A 16,350-nucleotide genomic window follows, 5' to 3' on the forward strand; every position below is an offset into this window, starting at 1 on the left:
TTACGACCCTAGTTTTTGCACGAAATTTACACACTTAGTTTTACCTGTACCAAAGTACACTTGAGTTAAACAAAAAATAAACTTATTTAAAAGAAATAAAGCTTTGTTTTTTATGGCTAAATAAAAAACTGTTATTATTTTGCACAAGTTCTTGCTGTGTATACGCAAGTATATAAATTTATACGTTCCTAAAAAAAGTGGACGACAACAACATGGCGAAACTGGGTAGGCAAGGGCGAGCGAAGTTGAGTAAGTCAGCTTTGTGCGTGAAATTAATATTGGGTAGTGTGTTAACGCTGCCACTTTCTTTTAATGCTTTTTCCGATGTAATTTGGGAAGAGAACTTCGATGAGGCTGCATTAGACGGTAAGGGAGCTACCGGAGGCGACAGCGTCGCAATTGATATGGAAGGCGTTTCGCGTTGGAATATTGATGTTTCTGCAGCGGAATTAACTGCAACATCGGATTGGTTTAAAGTTGTGAATGAGCAACTCAGTGCCCGCGATGTTGATGGCGAAGCAGTATGGTTGTCAGAAGTTATTATTGTTAATGGCTTAAGCGACTTGCAGCTCGACGTAACCGTTTCTGAAAGTGGTACGCAAGAAGCTGCTGATTACTTTGACGTGATGTATTCCGTTGATGGTGGAGAGTTCGTTCTAGTCACCAACGATTTAGGTACAGACAGCCATACTCTTGTAGATGATTATAGTAGCGCCGTGATTAATGCCTCTATCCCAGAGGGAAGTACGGTTCAAATAAAATTAGCCATGATAAATAATTCTGGCAGCGAATATCATCGCGTTGACAGTGTTGTATTATCAGGTTCGACTGGCTCAGAAGGGGAGGGTGAGGGCGGCGATGATGGCGAAGCATCTGAAGACACACTTCGTACCCTAACCGAAACCTGCTTTAACTGCCCTGATTTAACCGCAGTTAAATTACCTAGCGACTATGTTGAAGCGGATTATTATGCGCAGCTTGATACTGCAATAACTAACAATGAAAGTGCTGAAACACTTAAAGCGCTGGCTCAAAATATCATCTCACTCGATCACCATCAGCTTTCTTATTCAGAAGCATGGACAGCCCTAACTGACACCGATCAAGACCCTGCCAACCCAGACAATGTCGTGTTGTTCTACATGGGAACATCGTTAGCTAAATTCAGTAACGGTAGTGGCACGCAAAGCACTAACCAAGACAATTGGAATAGAGAGCACGTTTGGGCTAACAGTCATGGTTTCTCTAGCAATAGCCTAGCGGCATATTCAGATATTCATCACCTTCGCCCAACCGATATTTCAGTAAACGGTTCTCGCGGAAATCTAGATTTTGATTTCAGTGATGGTGCTTTGTCTGAAGCGTCAGCTAACCGTATCGACAGCGACTCGTTTGAACCGCGTGATGCCGTAAAAGGCGATGTAGCGCGTGCTATGTTCTACATGGACGTACGTTACGATGGCAGTGATAGCAGCGAGTCGGAAGAAGACTTGGTATTGGTTGACCGTTTAACCAGCACTGACGAAGCTGCCCATGGCAAATTGTGTGTTCTTTTACAATGGCATGAGAGCGACCCTGTTGATGAATTCGAACTCGAAAGAAACAGCAAAGTTTTCGAATTCCAAGGTAACCGTAACCCATTTATCGACAAGCCTGAGCTTGCTTCACTAATATTCAATGCAAGTTGTGATGGTACAGACGCTGGCGATTCAGATGGCGGTGATACGGGAGAAGATTCTGGTGATTCAGGTGATGATGCTACCGACGGAAGTGCAGGTTCAGGCCACGCGGTTTTCATTTCTGAATACATTGAAGGCAGCAGCTATAACAAAGCGGTAGAAATTTACAATGGCTCAACTGAAGCAGTAGATTTAAGTAACTATAAGCTTAAACTACTTTCAAATGGCGATACCAGCGTAGGTGATGAGAAAGTATTAGAGCTTAGCGGCACGTTAGCCTCTGGTGCCGTGGCTACCTTTAGTCATGCTAGCGCTGATGATGCGCTGACTACAGGCTCGACGTTGAGTAGCTTTGTAATGAACTTCAACGGTGACGATTACATCGAGCTAAGTTACGGTGATGTCACCATTGATGCTGTTGGTACGTTTGGCGTAAAAACTAACTGGGGTAAAGATGTAACCCTAGTGCGTAAAGCTTCAATTACTGAAGGTAATGCAACACGTAACGCTGCTTTTGACCCAGACAGTGAGTGGGATAGCTACAGCCAAAACACTTACGATTATTTTGGTTCGCATAATGGCAGTGTGGTCGACCCTACAGATCCAACCGACCCAACTGATCCGACAGACCCAGTTGACCCAGTCGACCCAACGGTAGAACTGGTACTTATCAGTGAACTGCAGGGCGAAGGTGATGCATCACCATTAGCTGACACTACCGTGATTATTGAAGCAGTAGTGACTAAAGTAGCTGAAGACTTATCTGGTTTCTTTGTTCAAGAAGAAGCGGCTGATTCAGATGGCAACGACGCAACCTCTGAAGGTGTGTTTGTATATGCTACTTCCCTCGAGACTTTCCCAATGGTTGGCGACTTGGTTCGCATGCAAGGTGATGTGGTTGAATACAACGACTTAACCGAGTTTGTACTATCAGGCGACGTTGAAGTGTTAGGCGCAGGTGGAAGTATTCTATATACCGAACTTAGTATGCCATTTAACATAGATACCAACCTTGAAGCCTATGAAGGTATGCAAATTACCTTTACCCAATCGTTACTGGTTAATGACGTATATAACTTAGGTCGTTACGGTCAGTTTAACGTGGGCTCTGAGCGCGTGATGATCCCGACTAACCAATATCCTGCGGGCACAGTCGAAGCGATAGCTTTAGCAGAACAAAATGCCCTCAATACATTGTTGGTAGATGATGCTTCAAACAGTCAAAATCTAGATGGTATTCCATTCCCTGTGGGCGGACTAACGCATGCTAATCCTCTTCGTTTAGGCGATACAGTTGAAAACCTCACAGGTGTAATGCATTACTCGTTTAGCGAGTATCAATTGCTACCGGTAATGGACTTAGAATTAGTTCGCACTAATGCACGTACGGCTTACCCGTTAATTGGGTTAACTGGCGATGTGAAAGTGGCTAGCTTTAACGTACTTAACTATTTCGATGGACCAGACTTCCCAACCTCTCGCGGCGCTACCAATGAATTCGAATTGGTTCGCCAAGAAGCGAAAATCGTTGCAGCACTAGCAGCAATGGATGCAGATGTTGTGGGTCTTGTAGAAGTTGAAAATGATGGTCATGGTGAAAATTCTGCCATTGCAACGTTAACCGCAGCGGTTAATGCTGAAATGGGCGGCGATGTTTATAGCTATGTGTCAATCAGTGAAGCATTAGGAACCGACGAAATTGCAGTAGGCATGATTTACAAGCCTGCAGTAGTAACACCATTTGGTAACGCTGTTACATCGTCTGAGTCACCGTTTGACTATGGTAACCGTCAGCCGCTTCTTCAATCATTTACAGTGAACGCCAACGGTGAAGCATTCACCCTTGCCGTAAACCACTTTAAATCGAAAGGAAGTTGTTCCAGTGCTACCGGTGATAATGCCGATTCAGGTGATGGCCAAGGTTGTTGGAACGCATTGCGTACCGATGCAGCAAACGGTTTGGTTGCTATTGTAGAAAACAATAGCGATACCTTATCTGACCGCTTATTAATTATGGGTGACTTAAACGCGTATGCAGCAGAAGAGCCTATTTTGGCCCTTGAAAGTGCTGGCTATACCAACCTGGTTAACACCTTTGGTGGCGACTCGGCATACTCATACACCTTTGGCGGCGAACTAGGTTACCTAGATCACGCATTATCAAGCCCAAGTTTAACTGAATATGTGGTTGATGCGACGGTTTGGCACATTAACTCAGATGAGCCTCGTGTGTTTGATTACAACGAAGAGTATAAAACTGACGCGCAAATCACGGATTATTACGGCGCTGATGCATACCGCTCTTCAGATCACGACCCAGTATTGGTAGTGCTTAACTTCCCAGATGCGGTTCAGCCTGGCGATTTTGATGGTGACAACGACGTAGATTATGACGACATTATGGCGTTCTACGGCTTGTTCTTATCAGGTGGTGCTAGTGACTTACAGTATGATTTTAATAATGATGGCGTGGTGAGTGCTTACGATATACGTGCCCTTATGACGTTATGCAGCCGCGCTGGTTGTGCAGTAAATTAATAGGAATTTTAATAATGAAAAAGTTAGCTTTAATCTTAATCATGGCTTTTACAGCTAATGTAAACGCTGCAATAATTAATGTTAGTACCGATCAGGCAACCTATAATGTTGGTGATACAATACTAGCTACTGTAATGCTTAACGTCGATGAATTACCAGACTCGGCAATTGGTTTTGGAGAAACACTGGTCAGTGGATATGACTTGAACTTCACATTTGACGATTCGCTATTGTCATTCATTAGTGGTTCTGAGTCGTACGGAACTGGGTTAGGGGTTGTGGCTTTTTCTTTTCCTGTACTTGCTTTCGCTGGCGTCGCTAACGTATCTCAAGCTGCTGACATCTTCGCTGATTTAGCCACATTACAACCTGATTTTGGAGAGTTCATGCTGTTCTCTTTACAGTTCACGGCGACCAATGTAGGAAGCGGAATTTTAGATGTTGTTAGCAATTCTCCCATTGCAATGCTAACCGATTTTTTCGGCGATGAAATTCCTAGTGTAACAACACAATCTGCGAGTTTTTCGGTTGAAGCGACCTCAGTCCCAGCGCCAAGTACTGGAGTTTTGGCATTACTTGCTTGCTTCGGTATGGCGGTATCACGGGTTAAGTCGCGTCGCTAATCGAGATATCGTAGCAATGTAACCCAACACGCTTATTACTAAGCATGTTAATAAAAACCCAGCATCTGCTGGGTTTTTTATATTTTACACTCGCTAAAGCATTTAAGACTTCTCATAGAAAACACCCACAAAGAATACGACAAAAATTTTTATTTACAGTGTGCTTAAAATGAACCACACTGGCTAAAAACACAGTTAAATGGAAATGTTATGTCTGCCACCCAAATGCTAGGTAATGAAGGGCGAGATTTCGGCCTTAGCGATGCTTCACCTTCAGAAAACGTAAGTCTTGATACTATCAGCTTTGCTCAGCGCCAGCGGTTGGCTTATATCGATTTTTGTTTGTTGTTTAAAGGGGCGATTTATCGCCAAGATCTTATAGGTCGCTTCGAAGTGGGCTTGTCTGCGGGATCTCGAGATTTCAGCCTGTATAAAGTGCTGGCACCCAATAATCTTACCTACGACGCGCGAGACAAGCGTTATTTCCAAACCGATACTTTCGTACCTTTGTTCGAGCACGACCCTCGAAGAACCTTGGTGAAGTTGGCAAACGATATTTCTGATGGCTTCGATGCTATCGGCGACATTCACTTTCCCGTTGAAAGTGCGTCTTCATTGAATGTACCCGACATTTATGTGGTAGCAAAATTAGTGCAAGCCATTGTTAATAATAAAGCTGTCAGTGTTATTTATACGTCGCTTTCAAGTGGTTCGGGAGCACGAGAACTGGTGCCTCACAGTATTGTGGATAATGGTCAACGTTGGCACGTACGCGCGTTTGATAGAAAGACGGGAAGCTTCAGAGACTTCGTGCTAACCCGTATTAGTAAAGTTACGTTAAAGGCCGATCCTGCACTCAGCGAACAGAGCCTTGCTGATGAAGCATGGCAGCGAAAAATAGCTTTGGAAGTCGTACCGCATCCGAAGAACATAAACCATCCGACTGCCATTGAGCTCGATTATGGTATGGAGGAGGGGGTACTTCACCTTGAAGTGCGCGCTGCTATGGCAGGCTATTTACTGCGCCAGTGGAATGTAGATTGTACTAAACATGCTAGCCTGCGAACGGGTGAGTACCAGCTATGGTTACGCAATCAAGAAACACTGGAAAACACCGATAACCTTGCCATTGCGCCTGGGTATAGTGGCGAGGAAAAACGCTACGAGTAAAAGGGTTTTCTCTAACGGCAGGTATGTCGGTCGCTTATACGTGCGTTACCACTTTTGCGTAAATTGCTTAATACTAGAAAGCAGAAGCTCTTTATCTAATGGCTTGGTAAGAAAATCATTCATGCCTGCATTTAAACATTCTTCTTTATCTTCAGGGAAGGCGTTGGCAGTAAGAGCTGCGATAGGCGTGTTTATCTTTAATTCGTTTCGAATGATGTTAGCGGCCATAATGCCGTCCATTACAGGCATGTTGCAGTCCATCAATATGAAGTCGAACAAGTTTTTGGCGCAGGCTGCAACGGCTTGCTCTCCATCTTTCACATGCACAATTTTAAAGCCTTCGCCTTCAAGCATTGCCTTTACAATTTCGGCGTTAATATCATTATCTTCTGCAATAAGAATGCGCAACCTAGGCGCTGCTTTATTGGGGAAGCCGGTTGGCTTGCTGGCTCGGGACACTAGGTTTTGTAAATCGAGCTCTAAATCTTTGCGGATGATCGGCTTTGCATGTGAGCGCCAAATAAGGTCTTTCACGGCCTCTTCACAATCTAATCGTTCAAGTTCTGCTGAAATCAAAATGATTTTTGGAAATGGCGAGATATCTGATTTTACTAATTCTCGTAACAAATCAACGCCGCTCATCTCTGGCATCGCTAAATCGAGAATAATAACATCGTAATTGTTGGCCGTATCTTCCAGAAAGTCCTTTGCGCTTGAATACGACGTTGGAATAAGCGACATTGCGGCAACCACGTGTTCTAGATATTCTCGGCTTGTAAGCAAGTCGTCCACAATAGCGCAGCGCAATGTGGCATCAGTTTTAACCTTGATGGAAGGCAGAGACTCTTCAATCACTGGAAGGGTTAGCGTAAATTCACTACCCGCGCCTAAGGTTGAGGTGGCTAAAATATTACCGTCCATTAATTGTGCTAATTCTTTGGCAATACTTAGCCCTAGCCCAGTGCCTCCATAATGGCGGGTGGTAGATTGATCCGCTTGCTCAAATTTTTGAAAGATGGACGACAATTTATCGGAATCAATACCAATACCGGTATCTTTAACCGAAAATAGCAAGGTATTGCCACTCGCCGTGGCAGCCTGGCTAACCGATAAGGTTACGCTACCTGACTCGGTGAACTTAATGGCGTTACTTAATAGGTTATGTAAGATTTGTGCAATACGGGTGATGTCACCTTGAATAATGGGCGCTAGCGTTTGCTGTTTATTATAATAAAAATCTAAGCCTTTGTTCTGGCAATAAATACGCTGTATAGATACCACCTCATCAAGCAGTTGGAGCAAGTCGACAGGGCCTTTTTCAACGACAATTTTTCCCGCTTCGATTTTTGATAAATCGAGAATGTCGTTAATAAGGGTAAGCAGTTGCCGTCCAGCGGTTTTGGCCTTTCTTAAGTAATTTTCACTCTTGCTTGGGTTATCCATCGCAAGTTCAATCATGCCAAACAACCCATTCATTGGTGTTCGTAATTCGTGACTCATACTCGATAGAAACTCGGATTTAGCTCTATTGGCTTCCTGTGCCTTTTGCGCTTCTGTTTCTGCTTTTTCAGAGGCTTCATATAGATGCTGTATTGTCTTTTTTATTTTTCTATCCATGGGCGCGAAAATGAAAAAAGCTTCAACCCCTAGTAAGAATATAGTGGCAAGCCACAAATAGAATTCAAGAGACGAGACCTTATCAACATGATTTTTCGCCTCTTGTTCGAACATATAAACCACACTATTAAGTTGCTTTAGCAGCCTGGTGGCTTGTTCTATAGTAATAACAATTGAAGAAGAACATTGGGGTGAATTCACAAGTGCCCTTGCTTGTGCAATATATTGATTAACCTTTGCATCAAGCTGGCTAGTACCGAAATACATATTGGAGATAGAGTTTGGTAAAGAGGGCAAAGAGATTAGTTTTTGATGATTACTTGAAAAGGTATTAATGGCCGTTTCAAATATGTCGGTAGACGATGCGCTGTCTTCACCACAGGCATTTATTTTTTGTACGAGTAGGGCAATGCGTTGAGAGAGCATTCGCTGCTGCCCCGCAATATTGATAATTTCAGCATCAAGACGCTGACCGATCAGCAGTGTTCGCATTGTGAATACAGATGCCGTAACAAGACAGGCAATGAGAAGCAGCGCTAGCGTGTACCGTATGCGAATGGACATAAAAATAACGTTTTTCTTAGAGTATCTAAAAGATAATTGATACCAAGCATTTACGCAATTTAAGATCTTCTGAATTAGCCACAAGTAGTAGATGTTGTGCTTACATGGGGTGCCAGTCTTGTAAAATGGCTGCTTTACTATAAAAAAGAATTTCTACGTTAGTAAGGGTAGGGCGAGCTTCGTTTTCAATTGCGCCAGGGCCATGGCTTTTAAATTCAGCAAACCTAGCATCGGTAAGCGGATTAAAGAATTTTTTATCACCTTCTTTTGTCTTACCCGACATGCTACTCCAACCGTTTGTTGCAATGTGGGTATCCATATAGGTGTTGATATAAAGTGAGTGTCCAATAGCGTAAGGCGACGCATACTTTCCATCGGAAAAGGTGGTAGTAGGATGCCAAGGGCGCCCAAGGGCAACGGAATGGTTGGGTACGCCGGCTTCGCGAGCTAAGGTGCAATTAAAGAACACAAAGCCAAATGGCCGAGTGTTAAGTGTACTTGGCGCCGTGATATAGCCTGTAATGCCATTCCCTGTATGTCGTTTTCGCGAGACAACATCTACGCCATCGAAAAAAGCGGTGCCACCGCCGAAGATAAAATCGATATGGCCCGCCACTAAGCCACCTTTTATGTAGGCTCTGTTTCCTTTGAGATAAAGCGTATCTTGATAGCCCCAAAGCGCAATATTATCTAAAAAGGTTTTATCTGCAGTTACTGCTGTTTTTAACGCGACCGCTTGGGTACCTGATACTCGATTAGGATCATCTTGTGAGCGAAGTTCATTGGCGGGATAGTCAAAGCTATTCAGTATGCTTAGGTTCGAAAGATGAACGTTTGATGCGGTTATCTCGACAGTGGCTGTTCTTTGAGTGCCAAAAACTTCATCGGTACCTGGGTGTATTGCTTGACCAGCGTACCGCGAAAAGACAATTTTAGTCGTTTTTCTGTCTACGCCTCTTACGTGGATGTTGGGTGTTTGAATAACTATCGATTCCTGATAAATGCCAGGCTGAACTTCAATGACCCACGTCCCAGAATGCTGAGTAGGAATAGCGTTAAGTGCATCAGTCACACGTGTGTATTGGGGAAGGTGGGAATTAAGTGTAACTTGGCTAACGAGCGCATTCGCGTCGGGCTGTTGCGTTGCTTGAGCGCAACTTATAAAGCATAAACAAAGCAGGGCCAACCGCCTTTGTGAAAAAAAGCTAGCCATAAAGAATGCTATGTACATCCGCTCCTGCCATTCACTTTCGATTAAAACGCATAGCCTTTTAAGCATCACGTAAACCCACTTTCTTTCCTGCGATGACAATATTAGAGGTGTCTATTGCCTTCACGTTCTCAATAATAGATGGCTGTTCAACAGAGGCAATAGAGATATCGTGCAGGGACAACCCCGTAATTGGAGTATGGTCATAACCTCTTAACATAAAGGCTCTGTCTGCTCGTTTTACCGTCAAATGTTCTACCGTAATCCCCTCTAGTTTCGGTGGGAAATTCCCAGCATCCCCTTCTTCATAAAAGAAGTTCACTACTATCGCGTCTTTTACATCGCCAATCGAGATATGCCGATAATTTAAATTTTTAAGATGGCCGCCTCGTATACTGTTGGTTTTAATTCGTATACCTCTGTCTAAGTTAGGGCTACTCATCACGCAGTGCTGTGCATAAAGGTTGCGAACCCCGCCGGAGATTTCACTCCCAATGACTATCCCGCCATGACCGGCTTTCATTTCGCAATCTTCTATGATGATGTTCTCACTCGGTTGATTTAGCCGTCGGCCGTCTGCATTTCGTCCCGATTTGATGGCAATGCAATCATCACCAGTGTCAAAGACACAAGATTGTATGAGAACATCAGTACAGCTTTCTGGATCACACCCGTCTGAATTTGGGCCAAAACTTTGGCAGTAAATATTGCTTACCGTCACATTTTTACATAACACAGGGTTAACCAACCAAAAGGGAGAGCGAAGTATCGTGACTCCCTCGATGAGCACGTTTTCACACAAGTAAGGTTGAATAAAAGGAGGGCGAAGATAGTTCTCATCAAATACTCGTTCAGAAACAGGAATGCCATCTTCAACCATAGCTTGGAGTATATCTCTGGTGTATTTTTGATTCTCAACGGCATGATCGCCCCATTCAGATGTTTTCCACTTTCCTTTCCAAGGCCACCAATTATCGGCAGAAGCGCCTCCATCTAATGTGCCTTCACCAGTAATGGCAATATTCTTCTGCTTGAAAGCGTAAATTAAAGGGGAGTAGCCCATTAATTCCATGCCTTCCCAACGGGTGTGTACATAGGGCTTGTAGTCTTGACTATCGGTAGAAAAGTGAAGCGTGGCTCCTTTTTCGATATGCAGATTAATATTGGATTTTAAGTGAATAGGCCCTTTGCAAAAGTATTCCCCTTTTGGCACCACAACCATACCACCCCCTATTGATACGAGATGCTCTATAGCCGCATTAAGAGCGGGTAGGCTGTCGCTACTTAGTGCATTGGGTAAGGCGCCAAACTGCTCAATAAGCACGGTATTATTTGCAAAGGTGGGCCGGGCTATACGGTCTCTAATTAACAGGGCCTCTTTATCCCATTGTGCTTGGCTTCTTGTCGTACTTGGGGCTGATACAGAACAGCCTGCTGAAAATGGGATAACAGGGGCTAACGTAGCGGCCAACCCAGCTCTCAAAAGATGACGGCGGTGTTTATTTAATGTCATAAAAACTCCGTGGGGCAACACAACATAATGATCAGAATTACTTGCCTAGGTATAATGCAGCAAGAATAAATGGACCTACGCCTTTTGCGTCATTAGCGCGAATAGGCTCGCTAAGATAGTAATCAAAAGAGCCATCTCGATAAGGTTTACCGCCAAGTCCTGCAACAGCGCAAACTTGGTTTAAGCTGATGATATTATTCGATGGGTTTACGGAAATCATCTGATCAATAAGTCCTGCAAATCCTTTTTCTGCGTGGTCTCGGTAATGTTCTGGTAACAGTTTTAACGCAACACCCTTTGCGATAGCGTAGGTGATCATCGACGTCCCAGAGGCTTCTAGATAATTCCCTTCTCGCTCTGCAAGATCGGTAACTTGATACCACGCGCCCGTTGTATCTTGATAGGCTAAAGTTGCATCAATAAAGGTGTGGAACTTTGATCTCAGCCATGCCGATTTAGGGTGCTTTGCTGGCACAATTTCTAAAACATCAACCATTGCCATGGCATACCACCCTAACGCCCGTGACCAATGATGCGCCGACAAACCGGTAGTTTCATCCGCCCACTTTTGGGCTCTTGATGAGTCCCACCCATGACGAGGTAATCCAGTTTTTTCGTCGTATAAGTTCGCTTCTATAAGTTCGAATTGAAGAAAAACATCGTCAAGTTCTGCCATGTCGCCATATCGAACGATATATTCAGCATAAAATGGAGCGCCCATATAAAGCCCATCTAACCACATTTGCTCTGGGTAACGCTTTTTGTGCCAAAAACCGCCTTCGTTGGTTCTTGGATGGCTAACAAGTTGTTTTCTTAATAAATCAGCTGCTTTTTTATATTTAGGTTGACCAGTTTCTTCGTATAGGAAAAACAATACCTTTCCTGGATTGACCATATCAATATTGTATTTCTCTATATCGTAAGTATTAATACTCCCATCGTCATTCACTAGCATGTCGTAGTAGCCAAGTATGTAGTCTAAATAGCGTTGGTCTTTCGTATGCTGGTACACCTTAGAGACTGCTAGAAGGTTCAGGCCATGAACATAATCCCACTGCGCTGATTCATCCCAATCTATTTGCCACGCTTCTGGAAAACGCACCATTTCAGATTCAATCATCCGTTGCGACCATGGTTTGGTGTTATCCAAGGCTGAAGGCTGCGCAACAATAAGAGGAGAGACAAGTAATACAGTGGCCATCGAAACCACTTTGGCAATACGTTTAATCATAATATGACCTTAAAACAATGTTGAAACGATAAATGCTACCGGTAGCATAATGAGGCGCATTTATTACTCTGTCAACGAAAAAATACCCCATTTTTAACAGATTGTTTACGCAGTGCTGTTGCTGTTTTAAATGAGTTAACTAATTGAAAAAAATGAATAATAGTTATTTTGGTTACTTTCAGGCGCTATTGCAGTCGTCGCCCATTTTTAAAGGGCTGTAGCTGAAATGTTAACAGTGAAATGATAATTTAGTAAAAATTGTTGCCACCGGTAGCATTTGAATATAGGATGTAAATCAAATGTAAATCATGTTGCTATTTATACATGATTTATGTTTCCCCGAGAAGGTATGTGTATTTAAGAAATACATACTGTATTGCCCTACAGGCCCTAAAATTTATCGGGTTAGGAATGCTGGAAGTTTAAAACTAGAAGTTAATTGGTGTGAAGTTAACAGGAATGATTAAAGGCTTTGAAGATAATTGATAAGTCGTCTGTGCTACCGTATATTTACTCAGTTTGTAAATGAAATGTTTCACGGTGGCAAAAGGCTGGCAGTGTCTATTTTTTGAAAGAGCCACACGGCATGACGTTGTAATTCCTGCACCTCAATAAAATATAAAAACCGGAGAAACAACCATGGTACTTAGAAGAAAACAGCTTGCTGTACTTGTTGCGTTAGCGTTGTCAGGTGCTCACGTGAATGCTCAACAAGTCGCTAACGAAGGCGCCAAACTACAGGACGAAAACCTAGAGATTATTGAAGTTTCAGGATTTCGCGGCTCGCTGAATAAGTCGCTTATGGAGAAGCGTACTTCAGTTAATAATAAAGAATCTATCGTTGCTGAAGACATAGGTAAGTTTCCCGATTTGAATATCGCTGAGTCTATTCAACGCGTTCCAGGTGTGGCTATTTCTAGAGAGGGTGGAGAAGGAAGACAAATAACGTTGCGTGGCCTTAGCCCTTCATTTACCCGCACCACATTAAACGGGATGGAAGTGCCCGCGAGTACAGATGGCACCGATTCTGGTGGCGGTGTTAATGGTGGTCGCGGGTTCGATTTTAACGTATTTGCTTCTGAACTATTTAACCGAGTCGATATTCAGAAATCTCCAACAGCTTCAATGGAAGAGGGGGGGATTGCCGGTACTGTCGATTTATATTCTGCCAAGCCTTTCGATTATGAAGGATTTAAACTAGTCACTTCGGTACAAGGTGGATACAACAGCATTACCGAAGAAACCGATCCTCGCGCAGCATTTATGGTTTCAAACCGATTCGCTGACGACAAAATTGGTGTGCTTTTTTCTGCTGCACTGTCTGAACGTACTGTTCGCCAAGAAGGCTTCGGTACTGTTCGTTGGACTACTCCAGTTCGAGACGGGGGCGGTTTATATGCAGATACGTCTGATACGGTTGTTTCAGGTACACCCGATGTAGGAAGTTGTACAGATAACGATGAAGCGGTAGATCCACTTAATTGTTTATGGACACCACGATTACCTCGTCCTGATTACTTTGGGAACGAACAAGAGCGAGTAGGATTTACTGGCTCTATTCAATGGGCGCCAAGTGAAGATTTAACATTTACGCTTGATGGTTTGGTGTCATCGCTAGAAAACACGCGGACGATGTATAACTTTTTCCACATGTTTAGAAGTACGTTCGATGAAATCACTCCTACAGCAATTACGGTACACCCGAATGGCAAGCAAGTACTTGCAGGTTCTTATGAGGGCATAAAATCAAGAATTGAAAGTAGATTACAAGAATCGACGACTGATTTTAGCCAGTTTGTTTTGTCAGGTGAGTGGTTTGCTCTTGATAATCTTCGCGTAGAAGCGATGTTTGGCACCGCTGAGTCAGATGCTCGCTCCGAGCAGTACCGGTACAACATGACATTGTTAGAAAGCACATCATATGGCTTCGATTTTACTAACAATGCTAATGCGCCAGAGATTACTTATGGTTACGATGTTAACGATGCCAGTAACTATAACCTCAGTGATGGACGCTTACGGGCTACTGATGTTGAACGCGAAAATGACACATTTAAAGTTGACGTTTCCTACCTTGGTGATGAAGTAACCATTAAAACGGGTTTTGCGTATAACGATAGAGTGGTGACCTATGCTGAAGAACAAATCAACGGTTTCCCTGATCAAGACTCAGCCGTAGGTTACGCCGAAATGATGCCGGTTGATGATTTTGGAAGTGGTTTTGATGGTCCACTTGAGCCTTTCCTTGTTGCGGATTTTGATGCAATAAATGCCAATTTGTTGGATGTGGTTTGGACACCTCGCTCAGCTCAAAGTTGGCAAGTAGGAGAAGAAACTAGCGCTTTGTATTTGGAAATGGACACAAGCTACGACATTTCAGATATGTTACTACGTGCCAATTACGGTGTGCGATACGTAAAAACGACTACAACGTCTGAAGGGTTTATTCAGGGAGAAACCGTTCAAATTGAGAATGACTACAGCAATTTCCTTCCTGCTGTAAATTTAGCGCTAGAAGCCACCGATGATGTAGTGGTTCGACTTGCAGTAACCCAGTCGATGACGCGTCCTAGCTTAAACTCGTTGAACCCAGGTAATCCGAGTTTCGACTATATAAATGGCTCAGTATCGGTAGGTAACCCTTTCTTAGACCCATTTACATCAAACAACGTGGATTTCGGTGTTGAGTGGTACTTTGACGATGAGGCGTTATTAGCCGCTACGGTTTTCTATAAAGACATTGACAACTGGATAGTGCGTGCATCGGAAGAGCGGTTTGTCGACCCTGCTTACTTCGACTTTATCGATAATGATGCTCAGTACGACCCGCAAATAGCGTTAGATCCTCGTGAGGTGGCGTATGAGCACAGCAGCCCTAATAATGCAGAAGAGCGCAGTATCAGTGGTTACGAACTTATTTATCAGCAACCCTTAAGCTTCTTACCTGGCATGTTTGAAAATATGGGGGTGGTGTCTAACTATACCCATGTGAATGCCGATGATATTGAAGGAATGAGTGAGACGTCTTACAACTTCACGCTTTATTATGAAACAGATGTTTACGGTGCTCGTGTGTCGGTCAATAAGCGAGATGACTATCTAACTGATTTTACAGGAAGTAATGGAAACGTCGCTCATGGCACGACTGGTCCTACCCAAGTAGACTTCTCATCGTTCTATAACCTCAATGAAGCGTTAACTTTCACCTTTGAAGTGATTAATCTTACTGATGAATATGAGCGATTGTTCACCACAGGTGATGGCTCACTGAATCTTGTACGCGAGTACAACCATACGGGTAGACAGTTTTTCTTAGGGGCGCGTTACTCCCTTTAGCCTAGTGTGTGTAAACCGCTAACTGCGGTTGTGTCCTGGCCATCATTTTGATGGCCTTTTTTTTAATAAAGGCAACGCTAACAAAATAGAGTAAAAATCATGAGACGAAAACGAACGATTGCGTTTTTGCTATTAATTGGAATGGCCAGTGCAACGGCTGAAACACAGCTGTCATCAATTAGTCTTCATCTGGTGGGCGACTCTACCATGTCGGATAAACCTAACGTAGCTTATCCCGAACGAGGTTGGGGGCAAATTTTACCTGAATTTGGGTTGCCTCAGCTTAGGATTAAGAACCACGCAGCGAATGGCCGCAGCACAAAACGTTTTGTTGATGAGGGTAGGTGGAATAGTGTGCTCTCTTCATTATCTGCGAACGATTATGTACTTATTCAATTTGGGCACAATGATCAGAAACGCGAAGACCCTGCACGCTTTGCCAGTGCTGATACAGATTATGCCAACTACTTAAGTCAGTTTATTGATGATGTGGAAAGCAAAGGCGCCAACGCCATCATTGCCAGTTCTATTTGCCGGCGTCATTACACGGATGCCGGTGTGCTTAAAAGAACGTTAACCGACTATGCCGCGGCTGCACAGCGTATCGCGCGTGAAAAAGAGGTTTTATTTGTGCCCATGAATCACCGTACCTGTCATTTTTTTGCAAATATAGGCGAGGCTGAAAGCCAACAATACTTCATTCAGGTTCCGCCCGATTTGTATGGGCGATACCCACAGGGCAAGGTTGATAATACACATTTGAATGTAGTGGGCGCAGCCAAAGTCGCCCAGTTTTTTGTAAGAGAATTGGAAGCGTTAGCGCACCCTCTAAGCAACTACTTTTATAGAGATAGCCTTTAAAGCGCTCA

General features: G+C 43.6%; 9 protein-coding genes. 5 read left to right on the top strand and 4 right to left on the bottom strand.

The annotated features are described in order from the left end of the window. Positions 1–212: 212 nt before the first annotated feature. The 3 genes from JKP82_RS08720 (at position 213) to JKP82_RS08730 (ending at position 6,010) form a co-directional block, all read left to right on the top strand. Positions 213–4,217 carry an ExeM/NucH family extracellular endonuclease gene (locus tag JKP82_RS08720; protein WP_218396688.1) on the top strand — a complete coding sequence of 1,335 codons (4,005 nt, stop codon included), beginning with the start codon at positions 213–215 and terminating at the stop codon, positions 4,215–4,217. Positions 4,218–4,231: 14 nt separating this feature from the next. Then, on the top strand, positions 4,232–4,840 hold the full coding sequence (locus tag JKP82_RS08725) for a hypothetical protein (RefSeq protein WP_218396690.1): 609 nt from the start codon (positions 4,232–4,234) through the stop codon (positions 4,838–4,840). 210 nt (positions 4,841–5,050) lie between these two features. After that, positions 5,051–6,010 (top strand): WYL domain-containing protein, encoded by a 960-nt coding sequence (locus JKP82_RS08730; protein ID WP_258544370.1) that lies wholly within the window; start codon positions 5,051–5,053, stop codon positions 6,008–6,010. A 45-nt stretch (positions 6,011–6,055) separates the two neighbouring features. Here the strand turns inward: JKP82_RS08730 and JKP82_RS08735 are convergent, their stop codons facing one another. The 4 genes from JKP82_RS08735 to JKP82_RS08750 all read right to left on the bottom strand — a co-directional run bounded on the left by JKP82_RS08735 (position 6,056) and on the right by JKP82_RS08750 (position 12,145). Continuing rightward, complete coding sequence (locus JKP82_RS08735; RefSeq protein WP_218396692.1) at positions 6,056–8,191, bottom strand: response regulator; 2,136 nt, start codon at positions 8,189–8,191, stop codon at positions 6,056–6,058. 100 nt (positions 8,192–8,291) lie between these two features. Then, positions 8,292–9,422, bottom strand: a complete 1,131-nt coding sequence (locus JKP82_RS08740; protein WP_218396694.1) for a pectinesterase family protein — start codon at positions 9,420–9,422, stop codon at positions 8,292–8,294. Between the two features lie 40 nt (positions 9,423–9,462). Beyond that, positions 9,463–10,914: a glycoside hydrolase family 28 protein gene (locus tag JKP82_RS08745; protein ID WP_159531669.1), complete on the bottom strand. Its 1,452-nt coding sequence runs from the start codon at positions 10,912–10,914 to the stop codon at positions 9,463–9,465. Positions 10,915–10,951: 37 nt separating this feature from the next. Continuing rightward, positions 10,952–12,145: a glycoside hydrolase family 88/105 protein gene (locus JKP82_RS08750; RefSeq protein WP_159531667.1), complete on the bottom strand. Its 1,194-nt coding sequence runs from the start codon at positions 12,143–12,145 to the stop codon at positions 10,952–10,954. Between the two features lie 639 nt (positions 12,146–12,784). Between JKP82_RS08750 and JKP82_RS08755 the strand changes: the two genes are divergently transcribed. Further along, positions 12,785–15,481, top strand: coding sequence for a TonB-dependent receptor (locus tag JKP82_RS08755; RefSeq protein ID WP_218396695.1), 2,697 nt, complete (start codon positions 12,785–12,787; stop codon positions 15,479–15,481). A gap of 141 nt (positions 15,482–15,622) precedes the next feature. Then, positions 15,623–16,342 carry a rhamnogalacturonan acetylesterase gene (locus JKP82_RS08760; RefSeq protein WP_373996591.1) on the top strand — a complete coding sequence of 240 codons (720 nt, stop codon included), beginning with the start codon at positions 15,623–15,625 and terminating at the stop codon, positions 16,340–16,342. Positions 16,343–16,350: the final 8 nt, after the last annotated feature.

The organism is Alteromonas lipotrueae (genome assembly GCF_019249215.1).
In the GTDB taxonomy this organism is placed as follows: domain Bacteria; phylum Pseudomonadota; class Gammaproteobacteria; order Enterobacterales; family Alteromonadaceae; genus Alteromonas; species Alteromonas lipotrueae.